This is a genomic window from Pseudarthrobacter sp. NPDC055928 (assembly GCF_042270935.1).
Classification (GTDB): Bacteria; Actinomycetota; Actinomycetes; order Actinomycetales; family Micrococcaceae; genus Arthrobacter.
The window spans coordinates 16739-31019 of the sequence record NZ_JBHJZH010000025.1 but is presented as its reverse complement, the minus strand read 5'-3'; the positions used below and the strand labels follow the sequence as shown (position 1 = coordinate 31019).

Here is a 14281-nt window from a genome sequence, read left to right as displayed (position 1 = left end):
CACCCGAATTCGGGTGTCGCCAGGCCATTTCCGTGTCCTCAGTGAACATGCGAGTCGTCAGCGGCGTTGGGAACGCTGGCCGAAGCCCGGAAGGGCGTGGACCCAGCGTGAGAACCGGCCCTGAACATGCTCACGGTCTGCCGGCAGATAGAAGTCCGGATCCGTTCCGCCTCCGAGGGGGAGGTAGAACTCCTGGACTGAGGGTGCCGCCGTCTGTGCCGGTGCAACCGGCGTGTCCTGCTGGTACATCTGATCCTCCTCCGAGGGGTTGGCGGTTTCGTGTAACTTCCGCAAAGTGGAAAGGAACTTCTGCTATGTGAAATAGCTTAGGCTCCAGGCGCAGGGTTCGTCAACGGCCTCGCAGGCCGTCAGTCACAAACTGATTTTTCAGATTGTGATGTACACCACCGCACTGCTGGGCTATTCTGGAAACCAACTCGTGGCGCAAGTCACGTAACCTGGGAGCAGCAGGCAGGGTCGTAATGAGCTGGCATCAATTGATGTCGGCTCATTTTTTGTTGGGCCGACGGTACTAGAAACGCGTGGGAAACGCGCGCTTAATTTCTATGTGGAACTTTGTCCCACATACCTGAAGTTGGGAATCAGACCATGAGCAGCAACATCATCCTCGGCCACAACCAGTACGGAAAGGCCGAAGTCCGGGTCGTCAAGATCACCCGCGACACCGACCGCCACGAGATCGAAGACCTGAACGTCACCTCGCAGTTGCGCGGCGACTTCGAGGCCGCCCACCGGGAAGGCGACAACGCCCACGTGGTGGCAACCGACACCCAGAAGAACACGATTTACGCGTTTGCCCGTCAAGGCGTTGGCTCCCCCGAAGCCTTCCTCCTGCGCCTCGGAGAGCACTTCACCTCCAGCTTCGACTGGGTCACCGGCGGCCGCTGGGAAGCCGAGTCCTACAGCTGGGACCGGATTCAGGCCCACGGCAGCGAACACGACCACTCCTTCGTGCGCAACGGCCAGGAAGTCCGCACCGCCGTCCTGGTCCGCGACGGCGCCGCAACCCACCTGATCTCAGGGCTCAAGGACCTTACCGTCCTGAAGTCCACGCAGTCCGGCTTCGTGGGCTACCCCAAGGACAAATACACCACGCTCCCTGAAACCACGGACCGCATCCTGGCCACCGACGTTTCCGCCCGCTGGCGCTTCAAGACCGGAACTGACTTCAGCGCCCTGGACTTCAACAAGAGCTACGAGGACGTCAAGGGCCTCCTGCTCGAAGGCTTCACGGAGAAGTATTCCCATGCCCTGCAGCAGACCCTGTTCGATATGGGCACCAAGGTCCTTCAAGCCCACAGCGATATCGATGAGATCAAGTTCTCCATGCCCAACAAGCATCACTTCCTGGTGGACCTCTCGCCGTTCGGCCTCGACAACCCCAACGAGGTCTTCTTCGCCGCCGACCGCCCCTACGGCCTGATCGAGGCCACCGTCCAGCGCGACGACGCCACCCCGGCGGACATCGCCTGGTCCGGCATCGCCGGTTTCTGCTAGGCCCCGCGAACACCATCCACATCAGCCCCGCCCCCGGAGATTTTGTCCACTTTAAGCGCCTTCCGGACTCCCACCTTTGTGGACAAGAACTCCAGGGCGGGGCACTCCTAAGCCCCACATTTATAGCCAGACCACGTTAGCCAGACAAAGACGTCTGCCATGAACCAGAAAGTCTGCCGTGAACTTCAAAAAACCAAGCCTGGCCGCCAAAGCCGGCCGCAAGCCCTCTGACCGCCCCGAAGACCAGCGCCTCTCCATTGGCAGCAGCTTCGCCTACGGCTTCCAGCATGTCCTCACCATGTACGGCGGCATCATCGCCCCGCCATTGATCATTGGCGCCGCGGCCGGCATGTCCTCCCAGGACATCGGCCTGCTCATTGCCGCGTGCCTCTTCGTGGGCGGCCTCGCCACCGTCCTGCAGACCGTCGGCATCCCGTTCTTCGGCTCAAAGCTGCCGCTCGTCCAGGGCGTCTCATTTGCCGGTGTCTCTACCATGGTGGCGATCGTCCACGGCGGCGGGGGCATCCAGTCAGTCTTCGGCTCGGTGATCGTTGCCTCGCTGATCGGCCTGGCCATCACCCCGTTGTTCTCCAAGATCATTCGGTTCTTCCCCCCAGTGGTCACCGGAACAGTCATCACCACCATCGGCCTGACGCTGATGCCGGTCGCCGCCAACTGGGCCATGGGCGGCAACAGCAAGGCACCGAACTACGGCAGCATGGCGAACATCGGCCTCGCCGCCGCCACCATGGCCATTGTGCTGCTGCTCAGCAAGGTGGGCAGCGCCACCATCTCGCGGCTCTCCATCCTGCTGGCCATGATCATCGGAACGGTCATCGCGTTTGTTACCGGCATGGCAGATTTCTCCAAGGTGGGACAGGGCGAGATCGTCGCATTTCCCACGCCGTTCGCCTTCGGCCCGCCGACGTTCCATATCGCGGCCATCATCTCCATGCTCATCGTCATCCTGGTGACGCTGACCGAGACTTCGGCTGACATCATCGCCGTCGGCGAGATCGTGGGCACCAAGGTTGATTCCCGGCGCATCGGCGACGGCCTGCGGGCCGATATGCTCTCCAGCGCCATCTCGCCGCTCTTTGGCTCGTTCACGCAGAGCGCCTTTGCCCAGAACGTTGGCCTGGTAGCCATCACCGGCATCAAGAGCCGCTTCGTGGTCACCGCCGGCGGCATCATCCTGGTGATTCTGGGCCTGCTGCCCGTACTGGGCCGGGTGGTCGCAGCGGTGCCCACACCCGTCCTGGGCGGGGCCGGCGTCGTACTCTTCGGAACAGTGGCCGCGAGCGGCATCCGCACCCTGTCCAAAGTGGAGTACCGGAACAACATGAACCTGATCATCGTGGCGGCGTCCATCGGCTTCGGCATGATCCCCATCGCCGCACCGGCCTTCTACGACCAGTTCCCGTCCTGGTTCGGCACGATCTTCCACTCCGGCATCAGCTCCGCCGCCGTGATGGCCATTCTGCTGAACCTGCTCTTCAACCACCTCAAGGCCGGCAACTCGGAAAACCAGTCGGTCTTTGTCGCGGGCACGGGACGCGTGGTCCGCGAGGAGGATCTCAAGTGCTTGGCCGACGGCGACCGTTACGAAGGCGGCAAGCTGATCGACTGCGACGGCAAGGAAGTCCCGGTGGAATCGTCGTCAAAGTCTGACCACTAGCTGGCAGGAGAAACCCCCGGCACCTCAGGTGCCGGGGGTTTCAACGGGGTGGGCGCCCTCAGACGGCCAGCGGTACAGGATGAATTTCATCCGCAGGATGGCCGGAGCGTTCGTGGATAATCCTGACCGCATCCGCTGAAGGGGCTTCGGACAGGCAATAGACCAGGCCCGATTCCGGATCCGCCCACGCCTGCTTGAAGTCAACATGCTCGTCGTCCTGGATTGCCAGGTCCGCGTTATGGGCTTCCCGCAGTTGCTCCGCAGTGATTCCCACCATGTTGTGATGAACGTCCATAAATTGCGCCATGATAGCCTCCGCCGGGTCCAAATCCTATGGGATGGGGCTGATGCTACGCCCACCCCTGAACCCGGTCAACGGCTCCGGAAATACCCTTCCTCCGAGGCCTCACCTGTACGTTGACGCGCCCGTAGGGGGTGGGGTCAGTTGCGGTTGAACTCGTCCGAAATTGCCTGGGCCGCCTCGCGCAGCATGGGCACCGCCCGCTCGCCGAAGGACGCGTCCACGCGGGATACCGGCCCGGACACGGAGATGGCTGTGGGGGTGGGAGCATTAGGCACGGCCATGGCAAAGCAGCGCACGCCAAGCTCCTGTTCTTCCTCATCGATGGAGTAGCCGCGTTCCCGGATTTTGCCCAGGTCCGCCAGCAGGGACTCGATGTCGCCGATGCTCTTCGAGGTGGGGGTGGGCATCCCCGTGCGGGCCACTATGCCGCGGACAACGTCGTCGTCGAGCTGGGCCAGGATCGCCTTGCCCACGCCGGTGTCATGCGTGTGGGCCCGGCGACCCACCTCGGTGAACATGCGCATGGAATGCAGGGACGGCACCTGGGCGACGTAAATGACCATGTCCGAATCGAGGACAGCCATGTTGGAGGTCTCCCCCAGCCGGTCCACCAGGGTCTTCAGTTGCGGCCGAGCCACGGCGCCTAACTGCTTATTGGCGCCTTCGCCAAGCCGGATGAGCCGTGGGCCCAGTGCGTACCGGCGGTTAGGCAGCTGGCGGATATACCCCAGCGTGACCAGGGTGCGCAGCAGCCTGTGAATCGTGGGAAGCGGCAAATCAGTGGAGGACGAGAGTTCGCTGAGCGTCACTTCTCCGCCGGCATCCGTGATCAGTTCCAAGAGTTCGAAGACGCGCTCTACGGACTGCACGCCTCCAGAGGCTTTTTCAGCCATGTACCAGTCTCCTGAGGACTCGATTTCCGACAACTCTTATCCGCATCGTGAAAAGAATTGCCCTAGATCTCCCAAGATACATCACGGCTGGACCCGAGTCGACGAACCTCATAGGCTTGTAATTCCACAAAGTAGATAATAATATCCATAATACGAAATCTTTAGATCAGCACCGAGCCCGGCGACGGGCCTACCAGGAGGACATTCAATGGCGAACCCGAGCCCCGGAAATTCGATCACCCTGCGTGTGGAAGCACCGTCCAGCTTCTCCGCCACCAGCGAACTGGCTGCAGCCGTTGGAGCGGCCGGCGCAGCCATCACCGCCCTGGACGTCACCGAGTCCCACCACGAGACGCTCGTTGTTGACGTCACCTGCAACACCACCGACGACGAACACGCCAACCGCGTCAAGGACGCACTGAACGCCCTCGACGGCGTCACGGTCCAGCACGTCTCTGACCGAACCTTCCTGATGCACCTGGGCGGCAAGCTCGAAGTCGTCCCCAAAGTAGCCCTGCGCAACCGTGACGACCTCTCCCGCGCCTACACTCCCGGCGTCGCCCGCGTCTGCCTGGCCATCGCCGAGGACCCTGCCGCTGCCCGCAACCTCACCGTCAAGCGGAACACGATCGCCGTCCTCACCGACGGCTCCGCGGTCCTCGGCCTGGGCAACATCGGCCCCGCCGCCGCCCTCCCGGTCATGGAGGGCAAGGCCGCCCTGTTCAAGCAGTTCGCCAACGTGGACGCCTGGCCGGTGTGCCTGGACACCCAGGACACCGAGGAAATCATCATGATTGCCAAGGCCATGGCCCCCGTCTACGGCGGCATCAACCTGGAGGACATTGCGGCTCCGCGCTGCTTCGAGATCGAGAACCGCCTCCGCGAGGAACTGGACATTCCGGTCTTCCACGACGACCAGCACGGAACGGCCATCGTCACGCTGGCCGCCCTGGTCAACGCCCTGCGCGTAGTGGGCAAGAAGCTTGCAGAAGTGAAGATTGTGGTCTCGGGCGTCGGTGCCGCCGGCTCGGCGATCATCCAGCTGCTGAAGGCACAGGGCGCCAGGCACATCATCGCCGCAGGCCGCTCCGGCGCCATCCACTCGGGCGAAAGGTACGACGACGAACACCGCGCCTGGATCGCCGCGAACACCAACGAGGATGGCTTCTCTGGCACCCTGCACGAGGCCCTGGCGGGAGCGGACGTGTTCATCGGCGTCAGCGCCCCGCACGTCATCGGCGAGGAGCAGGTTGCGTCCATGGCCGATAAGGCGATCGTTTTCGCCATGGCCAATCCGACGCCGGAAATCGATCCGGCCATCGCGTCCAAGTACGCCGCCGTGGTGGCCACCGGCCGCAGCGACTTCCCCAACCAGATCAACAATGTCCTGGCGTTCCCCGGGTTCTTCCGCGGACTCCTGGACGCCGGAGCGTCGGACATCACCCCGGAAATGCTGGTGGCCGCCGCAGAGGCTATCGCCAACCGGGTGGCTGATGATGAACTGAATGCCAGTTACATTATCCCCAGCGTCTTCGATCCCCATGTCGCCGCAGACGTCGCTAGTGCAGTATCACAAGCAGCGCACGCCGCGGCGGCAACCGCAGCAGCCAGTACAGCTCCGGATGCGGCAAAGGTTTCAGCTGAAACCCAAGCCGCCTTCGCCAACGCCTGATTCGCAGCCAACGAAAGGACCAGAAATGGCCATCACAGTCACAGACCCCCGGCCGATCGAACGCGCGGAGGAGATCCTCACCCCCAAGGCCCTGGCGTTCATCGAAGAGCTGCACAAGCGCTTCGCCGGAACACGCAACGAGCTGCTTGCCGCCCGGGGCGTCAAGCGCCAGCGGGTCGCAGAGACAGGCAAGCTGGACTTCCTGCCGGAAACCCAGGACGTGCGCGACGGCGACTGGAAGGTTGCGGAGGCTCCGGCAGCACTGCAGGACCGCCGGGTTGAAATGACCGGTCCGGCCTCGCCGGCCAAAATGGCCATCAACGCCCTGAACTCCGGCGCCAAGGTGTGGCTGGCGGACCTTGAGGATGCCAGCACGCCCACCTGGGGCAACGTGATCGACTCCATCCTGAACCTCCGCGATGCCGCCCAGGGAACCCTGAGCTACACCTCGGCCGAAGGCAAGGAATACACGCTCCGCACCGACGCGCCCCTGGCCGTTGTGGTGGCCCGTCCGCGCGGCTGGCACATGCCCGAAAAGCACCTGCTGATCGACGGCGAACCCGCGGTGGGTGCGCTCGTGGACTTCGGCCTGCACTTCTTCCACGTGGCCAAGCAGCTGGTCCTCAACGGCCACGGCCCGTACTACTACCTGCCCAAGATGGAAAGCCACCTTGAGGCCCGGCTCTGGAACGAGGTCTTTGTCTTCGCCCAGGACTTCCTGGGCCTCGGCCAGGGAACCATTCGCGCCACCGTGCTGATCGAGACCATCCCGGCTGCCTTCGAGATGGATGAGATCCTCTACGAACTGCGCGAGCACGCCTCGGGCCTGAACGCCGGCCGATGGGACTACCTGTTCAGCATCATCAAGTACTTCCGCGACGCCGGCGAGGAATTTGTGCTTCCGGACCGCGCCTCGGTGGTCATGACGGCTCCGTTTATGCGCGCCTACACCGAGCTGCTGGTCAAGACCTGCCACAAGCGGGGCGCCTTCGCGATGGGCGGGATGGCCGCCGTCATCCCCAACCGCCGGCACCCCGAGGTCACCGAGGCAGCCTTCGCCAAGGTCCGGGCTGACAAGACCCGTGAGGCCAACGACGGTTTCGACGGTTCGTGGGTGGCCCACCCGGACCTGGTCCCCACCTGCCGCGAGGTGTTCGACGCCGTGCTCGGCGATAAGCCCAACCAGCTGGACAAGCAGCGCCCCGAAGTCTCAGTTACTGCAGACCAGCTGCTGGACATTGCCTCTGCTGACGGCCAGGTCACCGAGGCCGGGCTGCGCCTGAACCTGTATGTCGCCGTCGCCTACACCGCTGTATGGCTGTCCGGCAACGGCGCGGTGGCCATCCACAACCTCATGGAGGACGCCGCCACAGCTGAGATCTCCCGCTCGCAGGTGTGGCAGCAGATCCGCAACAAGTCCGTCCTGGCCGACACCGGAAACACTGTCACCCGGGAGCTGGTGGAGCGGATCCTGGGCGAGGAAACCGAACGGCTCCGCACCGAGTTCGGCGACGAAGCCTTCCGCCTCTACTACAAGCCGGCCAGCAACCTGATCGCGGACATCTGCCTCTCCGAGGACTACACGGACTTCCTCACCACCCCGGCCTACGAACTGGTGGGCTGAGGCATGGCGGTTTCCCCCACGCCGTCGCTCTCCGCGGCGGACACCGCCCACATCGACACCCAGCTGGCCGCCACCGACCGGCTGCTGGACCGCAACTACCCGGGCGACGACGGCTCTCGCCAGCCCGTGCACACGGTCTACGTCCCTGCTGACCGGTTCACGCCGTCGTTCGCCGCTGACTGGGGCTCCCAGGCCCTGGCGACGACGGCAGCCCACGGCGGGCTGGAACGTCTTGGCCGGCTGCTGGGCCAGGAGGCCGACCTCGCCGGGGCAGTCGCGTCCCGGGTCCAGGCGAAACTGGACAGCGAACCGATCGAGGACCTCCGCCTCGACTTCGAGGACGGCTTCGGGGACAGGGGCGACGACGCCGAGGACGCCGCCGCTGTTGCTGCGGCCGCCGCCGTGGCCACCGCCGTCGCGGCTGGGTCTGCGCCCCCGTTCATCGGGATACGGTTCAAATGCTTCGAGGCTCCCACCCGGGCCCGCGGCCTGCGCACCCTCGACCTGTTCATCTCCGGGCTGGCGGCGGCCGGCGAACTGCCCGCAGGACTCATCCTGACACTGCCCAAGGTAACCACCGTTGCGCAGGTGCAGGCCATGGATTACGCCGTCTCGCGGCTGGAGGAAGTCCATGGGCTGCCGGTCGGCCGGCTGCGGTTCGAGGTCCAGGTCGAAACCCCGCAGCTGATCCTCGGCCCTGAGGGAACCTCCCCCGTGGCGCAGCTGCCGCACGCGGTTCCTGGCCGGATCAGCGGCCTGCACTACGGCACGTACGACTACTCTGCATCGCTGCAGATTTCGGCCGAGTACCAGTCCATGGAGCACCCCGTGGCGGACTTCGCCAAGGAAATCATGCAGCTGGCCGTGGCCGGGACTGGCATACGCCTCTCCGACGGTTCCACCAATATCATCCCGGTGGGCGACAACGTCCTGCACGCCTGGCAGCTGCACGGCCGGCTGGTCCGGCGGTCGCTGGAACGCGGATACTACCAGGGCTGGGACCTGCACCCGGCGCAGTTGCCCAGCCGCTTTGCCGCTACCTATGCGTTCTACCGGCAGGGCCTCCCTGCCGCCGCCGCGCGCCTGCGCAACTACGTCGAACGCACGGAAGGCGGGGTCATGGATGAACCCGCCACCGCCCGTGCGCTGGCCGCATTCGTCCTGCGCGGCGTGCAGTGCGGCGCCGTTGGTAGCGATGAAGTCCAGGCGCTGGCCGGCGTCGGACTTTCCCAGCTGACGGCACTGGCGCACCCGCGGCTGGCACAACCAACTTCCCACTGATTAGGAGCATTCACATGGGCAAGTACTACTACCCACAGGGCGGCCTGCCGCCGCAGACCCACCTCACCACGGAACGGGCCATCGTCACGGAGGCTTACACGGTCATTCCCAAGGGCGTCATGACTGACATCGTCACCTCCAACCTGCCGGGGTTCTCCAAAACGCGGTCCTGGATCATCGCCCGTCCCATCTCAGGCTTCGCTACCACGTTCTCGCAGCTGATCGTGGAGATCGGCCCGGGCGGCGGTGCCCCTAAAGCCGAGTTCGAGGCCGGCGTCGAAGGCGTCATCTTCGTCACCAAGGGCAAGGTCAACCTGACCCTGGACGGCGAGCTGCATCCGCTCGAAGAGGGCGGTTATGCGTACCTTGCGGCCGGCTCGGAGTGGGGCGTGGAGAATGTCTCGGACGACATCGTCTCCTTCCACTGGATCCGGAAGGCGTACGAGCGACTTGAGGGTTACGAAGCCAAGTCCTTCGTGACCAACGAGAAGGACGTGGAGCCAACTCCGATGCCTGACACGGACGGCGCCTGGAAGACCACCCGCTTCACGGACTCCAGCGACCTGGCACATGACATGCAGGTCAACATCGTCACCTTCCAGCCCGGCGGTGTGATCCCGTTCCCGGAAACCCACGTCATGGAGCATGGCCTGTATGTCTTGGAGGGCAAGGCCATGTACCTGCTCAACAACGACTGGGTGGAGGTGGAGGCGGGCGACTTCATGTGGCTGCGCGCCTTCTGCCCGCAGGCCTGTTACGCGGGTGGTCCGGGCGAGTTCCGTTACTTGCTGTACAAGGACATGAACCGCCAGGTCCGCCTGACGTAGCCACCCTGTCCCAACTAGGTAGCAGTAGATGTCGTTTTGAGGGCTCAAAACAGCATCAGCTGCTACCTAGTTGGGTTAAAAGGGGGGGCTCTGACCTTGCCCCGCCTGCGGCCGGCGAGGAGCATTGAGGTACCGGCGTTGCGGTTCCGCGCCGCAGCGCCGGCCCGAAAGGTCTGCCCAGCATGAACGGAACCAGGCTCAATCGCACAGTAAAAAGAATCGCTGCTGCGATGACCGCAGCGATGATGGTCCTCGCCTTCGGCGCGTGCACAGGCGAACCCCCTCCTCCTGATCGCAGGGAAACACCGGGACGCTATGCAGCCTTGGAGGAGTTCAGCCGACGGATGATCGAGGACGGCGCCCCGGCCGTACTCATCGAAGCCAAGCACGGCGGCGAGACGTGGAACCACGCGGCCGGCGTCCGAAACCTGGAAACCCGCGAAGCCGCCACGGTCTCAGACGCGTACAGGGTGGGGAGCATCACCAAGTCCATGGTTGCCGTCTCGGTCATGAAACTGGTGGAGGAAGGCAGAGTGGACCTGGACGAACAGGTCAGCACCTACCTCCCGGAGTTCGGAAGTGTCCTCCATCCGCCCGGCCCCGTGACGGTACGCCAACTCCTGATCCACGAATCCGGGATGCCCGAATTTTTCTTTCCGCTGCTGGCCTCAGGACCGCTGCAGGATCTCATGAACAGGCCACTCAGCCTGGAACAGCAATTGGCATTCGCTGCCACGGTTCCCTGGGAACGCAAGCTCGCACAGAGCTTCGAATACTCCAGTTCAAATTACGCAGCGCTCGGCCTGATGGTCCAGCGGCTCCGTGGCAAAAGCATCAACTCGGTGTTGGATGAGGACATTGCCAGGCCCTTGGGGCTCAAGTCGACAAGCCTCCCCCGGCCCGGAGACGAACCGGCCACCATGGTCCATGGCTACATCACTATCAACGGCGAGCGCCTGGACGTGACCCGGCCGGCCTGGCTATCAGAACTGGCCGCCGGCGGCGCAGTATCCACGGTGTCGGAGGTCAACGCCTTTTACGCGGCCCTGCTGCAGGGCAGGCTCGTGAGCAGCGAGAGCCGGACCGAGATGCTGCGGCAGGACAGCGATTTTTATGGCTTCGGCCTCTTCAAATGGAACGACACGTGCATCAACCGGCTGTACCACGGCCATACCGGCGACATCGACGGCTATGGAACAGTTTCCATGACGAGCGAAGACGGTTCCCGGCAGCTCACCATTGCCGTGGCCTACCCGCCGGAACCACCCACTGTGTCGGTCAATCCGCTGATTGAAGAGCTGCAGGCCTTGGCCGAACAGGTGCTGAACTCCCTCTGCTGAACCCGACCGGGTTTCTGGCAGCAGAAGGGCTTGCCTGCCGCTCCCAATGAAGGAAGCATTCAAAACATGCTGACGATCGGAACCACAGTTATTGGAGTGCAGGACGTTGCCCGTTCCACCGCTTTCTGGTGCGACGCGCTGGGGTACGTCCCCCGGGAGAACGGCGATGACACGTGGGTTGTACTGATACCGCACGGTGGTGGCGGCGGTGCGCGGATTGCCCTGATGCTCAGCGAAACCCCCGTGCAGTTACATCCCCGGATCCATCTGGATCTCTACGCGGACAACCAAACTGCCGAGGTGGCCCGCCTGCTGGACCTTGGCGCCTCACGTGCGGACTGGGACCTGTACCCCGAGGATCCTGACTTCGTTGTGCTGGAGGATCCGGACGGGAACCGGTTCTGCGTGGTGGATGTGGCCCGGTCCTGAGCCCTCCGGACCCGGAAGATCATCCCCCCGGGTTGAGGACCACTTTGATGCAGCCGTCTTCTTTCTTCTGGAACTTCTCATACAACGCCGGCGCGCCGTCCAGGCCCGAACGGTGGGTGACCAGATCCATCACACCCAGCGGATCGGCGTCGTCCTCCACCAAGGGAAGAAGGTCATCCGTCCAGCGGCGGACGTTGCACTGGCCCATTCGCAGCTGGATCTGTTTGTCGAACATGCTCAGCAGGGGCATCGGGCTCGCCTGGCCACCATAGACTCCGCTGAGCGAGACGGTACCACCGCGGCGGACAGCGTCCAGGGCTGTATGCAGGGCTGCAAGCCGGTCCACGCCCGCGGTTTCCATGGCCTTCTGCGCAAGCTTGTCCGGCAGGAGCCCCAAGGCCTGGTGGGCGAACCCGGCCACGGGTGAACCGTGCGCTTCCATGCCGACGGCGTCAACCACGGCGTCGGGGCCCCGCCCCTCCGTCATGTCCCGCAGCTCCTCGGCGAGGTCCTTGCCGTAGTCGAGGGTCTCCACCCCGTGCCGTGCTGCCATGGCGCGCCGCTCCGGAACCGGATCAACGCCAATGACGCGCAGGCCCTTGTGCACACCGATCCGGGCCGCGAACTGGCCGACCGGGCCCAAACCGAAGACGGCCAAGGTGCCGCCGGGGTGGACATCGGCATACTCCACCCCCTGCCAGGCTGTGGGAAGGATGTCCGAGAGGAAGAGGTAGCGTTCATCGGGCAGTTCCTGGCCCACTGTGACGGGTCCGTAGTCGGCATGCGGTACGCGAAGGTATTCGGCTTGGCCCCCTGGTACTGAGCCGTACAGTTCGGAGTAGCCGAACAGGGCGGCTCCGGAGCCCTTCTCCTTGACCTGCGTGGTCTCGCATTGCGACTGCAGGCCCCGGCGGCACATGTAGCAGTGGCCGCAGGAAATATTGAAGGGAATGACCACCCGGTCTCCCTTCCGGAGATGGGTGACGGCGCTTCCCACTTCCTCCACGACGCCCATGGGTTCGTGCCCGATCACGTCACCCTTGTGCATGTATGGCCCCAGGACTTCATATAGGTGCAGGTCCGAGCCGCAGATCGCCGTGGAGGTAATTCTCACGATGGCGTCTGTTGGGTCCTGGATCACAGGGTCCGGCACTTCTTCCACGCTCACGGAGCGCTTGCCTTGCCACGTCAATGCCCTCATCTTCTGCCTTCCTCTGGGTGCCGGGTCTCCGGCCGATCATCCGACGCTAGCCCTTTTTGCAAAATAAAGTAAGCAGACTGACTAAATTTCCTTGTGGTGGGACGGCAAGCCTCCTAGCGTAAGAAGCACATGGATTTTTGCATCACACGAACGAGCGGGAAAGGACCGTCATGTCGCTGTACCAGCCGGAACCTGTTGAGATTTCCACCCGGATGCGTCCTGGAGAGTGGACCGAATCCAGCCTGGAGGAACTGGTCACCACGTACCGCGCAAAAATCCTGGCCATGGGCGCCAGCGTCGCCGAAGTGGTGACTGACGTGGACCGCAACGACGACGGCTCCGTTAAAGTTGTTGTGTCCTGGGCGAAGCCGGCGGTAGCCGACGACACCGCCGCCGAAGGAACGCCAACGGGCTAAAAGCATCGCCAAGCGGGCCACGAAAGCGGGTCAACCCACCGGGTCAACCCACCGGCGAGGACGCCGTCAGCAGGCTGCCGATGGCACTGTCCTGAAGGTTTTCCAGAAGGTCGCGCGGGCCGGCGTAGACCTGGACCGCACCGGCATCCCTGAGTTCCGCGGCACTTGTTCCGCCGCAGGTCACGGCAATGGCCGGGATGCCGAGGGCTGCTGCGGCCTGCATGTCCCACACCGCATCACCGACGTATACGGCGTCGGCTGGCCTGACCCCCAACGCCTCCAGCGCGGCGATCAGGATATCCGGTGCAGGCTTACTTGCCTTGGCATCGTTGGCACTGGTTGCCGCATGAATATGGGCGTCAGCTCCCAGGGCCCGCCGTGTCGCCAGGAGGTCCTGGGTTCGGGCGGAGGACGCGAGGGCCACAGCCAAGCCTCCGGCGTGGCATTGCGCCAGGAGGTCCCTGGCTCCGTCAAAGGCGCGCAGGGCTGGCCAGTTGGATGCAAAGATCGCTGCATGGCTGGCGAGGATCTCGGCGTCGGAATCCTTATCCCGGCCTGAGGGCAGGAGGCTGTCCACCAAGCGGTCGCCACCCATGCCGACGCAATGGTGGATAGAGGCCATTGGCACGTCATAACCCTGCTGCCGGAATGCCTGCCACCAGGCGAGCGTATGGAAGTAGGAGGAGTCCACCAAGGTTCCGTCCACATCGAAGAGGACGCCCCGGCGGCGCCCCCTTGAGGCCGCCGGACCAAGGTGCTGGGAGTCCATCAGCCAGCTGCAGCCCGCGTAGCCCCCGAAACCCTCCTGGTCCGCGCGGAAGTTTCCTCCTTGGCAGAGTTCACCGGCCGAACGCGTTCACGGATCACCGTACCGGCACCGTCGCGGCTGCGGTCCCGGATCAGCCCGGTCCCGGCAATCTCGCGCGCCATGGCAACGCCTGCCACCGCGGCACGCTTTGTGGGAAACGTCACTGAAATAGCCATCAGGTCCCCCGCCCCGTCCAACATCCTGACTCTATAGCCACCGTCAGGTGCATCCACCAGTTCAAAATAACCGGCCATTCCAATCACCCCTCCGTCAGTCACTGCGCTGTGCTG

15 protein-coding genes are annotated in these 14281 nt (G+C 64.0%); 9 read left to right on the top strand and 6 right to left on the bottom strand.

The genetic code is table 11. From position 1 onward, the window contains the following. Positions 1–57: 57 nt before the first annotated feature. Positions 58–249: a hypothetical protein gene (locus ACFC25_RS21400; protein ID WP_376048884.1), complete on the bottom strand. Its 192-nt coding sequence runs from the start codon at positions 247–249 to the stop codon at positions 58–60. A 360-nt stretch (positions 250–609) separates the two neighbouring features. On the opposite strand from ACFC25_RS21400, the gene pucL reads away from it, so the two are divergent. Next, the gene (gene pucL, locus ACFC25_RS21395) at positions 610–1518 is read left to right on the top strand and encodes a factor-independent urate hydroxylase (RefSeq protein ID WP_376048882.1); all 909 of its coding nucleotides are present in this window, start codon (positions 610–612) and stop codon (positions 1516–1518) included. A gap of 178 nt (positions 1519–1696) precedes the next feature. Then, complete coding sequence (locus ACFC25_RS21390; protein WP_376048879.1) at positions 1697–3196, top strand: nucleobase:cation symporter-2 family protein; 1500 nt, start codon at positions 1697–1699, stop codon at positions 3194–3196. Positions 3197–3254: 58 nt separating this feature from the next. Here ACFC25_RS21390 and ACFC25_RS21385 read toward each other — a convergent pair whose 3' ends face one another. Then, complete coding sequence (locus ACFC25_RS21385) at positions 3255–3491, bottom strand: SCO4226 family nickel-binding protein (protein ID WP_197497113.1); 237 nt, start codon at positions 3489–3491, stop codon at positions 3255–3257. A gap of 146 nt (positions 3492–3637) precedes the next feature. Further along, positions 3638–4393: an IclR family transcriptional regulator gene (locus tag ACFC25_RS21380; RefSeq protein ID WP_337348866.1), complete on the bottom strand. Its 756-nt coding sequence runs from the start codon at positions 4391–4393 to the stop codon at positions 3638–3640. A 208-nt stretch (positions 4394–4601) separates the two neighbouring features. Here ACFC25_RS21380 and ACFC25_RS21375 point away from each other — a divergent pair, with 208 nt between their 5' ends. From ACFC25_RS21375 to ACFC25_RS21350, 6 genes are all read left to right on the top strand, one after another. Further along, positions 4602–6065 carry an NAD-dependent malic enzyme gene (locus tag ACFC25_RS21375; RefSeq protein ID WP_337348865.1) on the top strand — a complete coding sequence of 488 codons (1464 nt, stop codon included), beginning with the start codon at positions 4602–4604 and terminating at the stop codon, positions 6063–6065. Positions 6066–6090: 25 nt separating this feature from the next. Next, entirely contained in the window at positions 6091–7689 is a 1599-nt protein-coding gene (gene aceB, locus ACFC25_RS21370; protein ID WP_376048874.1) for a malate synthase A, read from the top strand. 3 nt (positions 7690–7692) lie between these two features. Next, on the top strand, positions 7693–8970 hold the full coding sequence (locus ACFC25_RS21365; protein WP_376048871.1) for a DUF6986 family protein: 1278 nt from the start codon (positions 7693–7695) through the stop codon (positions 8968–8970). Positions 8971–8984: 14 nt separating this feature from the next. Beyond that, entirely contained in the window at positions 8985–9797 is an 813-nt protein-coding gene (locus ACFC25_RS21360) for a bifunctional allantoicase/(S)-ureidoglycine aminohydrolase (RefSeq protein ID WP_376048869.1), read from the top strand. Between the two features lie 230 nt (positions 9798–10027). Next, positions 10028–11137 carry a serine hydrolase domain-containing protein gene (locus ACFC25_RS21355; protein WP_376048866.1) on the top strand — a complete coding sequence of 370 codons (1110 nt, stop codon included), beginning with the start codon at positions 10028–10030 and terminating at the stop codon, positions 11135–11137. Positions 11138–11203: 66 nt separating this feature from the next. After that, entirely contained in the window at positions 11204–11566 is a 363-nt protein-coding gene (locus tag ACFC25_RS21350; RefSeq protein WP_376048864.1) for a VOC family protein, read from the top strand. 19 nt (positions 11567–11585) lie between these two features. On the opposite strand, the gene ACFC25_RS21345 is transcribed toward ACFC25_RS21350, so the two are convergent. Then, positions 11586–12767 (bottom strand): zinc-dependent alcohol dehydrogenase, encoded by a 1182-nt coding sequence (locus ACFC25_RS21345; RefSeq protein WP_376048861.1) that lies wholly within the window; start codon positions 12765–12767, stop codon positions 11586–11588. A gap of 170 nt (positions 12768–12937) precedes the next feature. Between ACFC25_RS21345 and ACFC25_RS21340 the strand changes: the two genes are divergently transcribed. Next, positions 12938–13183, top strand: coding sequence for a hypothetical protein (locus tag ACFC25_RS21340; RefSeq protein WP_337348857.1), 246 nt, complete (start codon positions 12938–12940; stop codon positions 13181–13183). A 43-nt stretch (positions 13184–13226) separates the two neighbouring features. On the opposite strand, the gene ACFC25_RS21335 is transcribed toward ACFC25_RS21340, so the two are convergent. Together ACFC25_RS21335 and ACFC25_RS21330 are read right to left on the bottom strand one after the other, a co-directional pair. Next, complete coding sequence (locus ACFC25_RS21335; RefSeq protein WP_337348856.1) at positions 13227–13952, bottom strand: HAD family hydrolase; 726 nt, start codon at positions 13950–13952, stop codon at positions 13227–13229. After that, positions 13952–14245, bottom strand: coding sequence for a hypothetical protein (locus tag ACFC25_RS21330; RefSeq protein WP_337348855.1), 294 nt, complete (start codon positions 14243–14245; stop codon positions 13952–13954). The genes ACFC25_RS21335 and ACFC25_RS21330 overlap by 1 nt, the downstream gene beginning before the upstream one ends. Positions 14246–14281: the final 36 nt, after the last annotated feature.

Bases quoted from the DNA above. Each gene is read 5' to 3' on its own strand.
- ACFC25_RS21385 (WP_197497113.1), bottom strand. From the start codon at position 3,491: ATGGACGTTCATCACAACATGGTGGGAATCACTGCGGAGCAACTGCGG.
- ACFC25_RS21360 (WP_376048869.1), top strand. From the start codon at position 8,985: ATGGGCAAGTACTACTACCCACAGGGCGGCCTGCCGCCGCAGACCCAC.
- ACFC25_RS21345 (WP_376048861.1), bottom strand. From the start codon at position 12,767: ATGAGGGCATTGACGTGGCAAGGCAAGCGCTCCGTGAGCGTGGAAGAA.
- aceB (WP_376048874.1), top strand. From the start codon at position 6,091: ATGGCCATCACAGTCACAGACCCCCGGCCGATCGAACGCGCGGAGGAG.
- ACFC25_RS21365 (WP_376048871.1), top strand. From the start codon at position 7,693: ATGGCGGTTTCCCCCACGCCGTCGCTCTCCGCGGCGGACACCGCCCAC.
- ACFC25_RS21340 (WP_337348857.1), top strand. From the start codon at position 12,938: ATGTCGCTGTACCAGCCGGAACCTGTTGAGATTTCCACCCGGATGCGT.
- ACFC25_RS21380 (WP_337348866.1), bottom strand. From the start codon at position 4,393: ATGGCTGAAAAAGCCTCTGGAGGCGTGCAGTCCGTAGAGCGCGTCTTC.
- ACFC25_RS21355 (WP_376048866.1), top strand. From the start codon at position 10,028: ATGACCGCAGCGATGATGGTCCTCGCCTTCGGCGCGTGCACAGGCGAA.
- ACFC25_RS21375 (WP_337348865.1), top strand. From the start codon at position 4,602: ATGGCGAACCCGAGCCCCGGAAATTCGATCACCCTGCGTGTGGAAGCA.
- ACFC25_RS21330 (WP_337348855.1), bottom strand. From the start codon at position 14,245: ATGGCCGGTTATTTTGAACTGGTGGATGCACCTGACGGTGGCTATAGA.
- ACFC25_RS21400 (WP_376048884.1), bottom strand. From the start codon at position 249: ATGTACCAGCAGGACACGCCGGTTGCACCGGCACAGACGGCGGCACCC.
- ACFC25_RS21350 (WP_376048864.1), top strand. From the start codon at position 11,204: ATGCTGACGATCGGAACCACAGTTATTGGAGTGCAGGACGTTGCCCGT.
- ACFC25_RS21335 (WP_337348856.1), bottom strand. From the start codon at position 13,952: ATGGACTCCCAGCACCTTGGTCCGGCGGCCTCAAGGGGGCGCCGCCGG.
- pucL (WP_376048882.1), top strand. From the start codon at position 610: ATGAGCAGCAACATCATCCTCGGCCACAACCAGTACGGAAAGGCCGAA.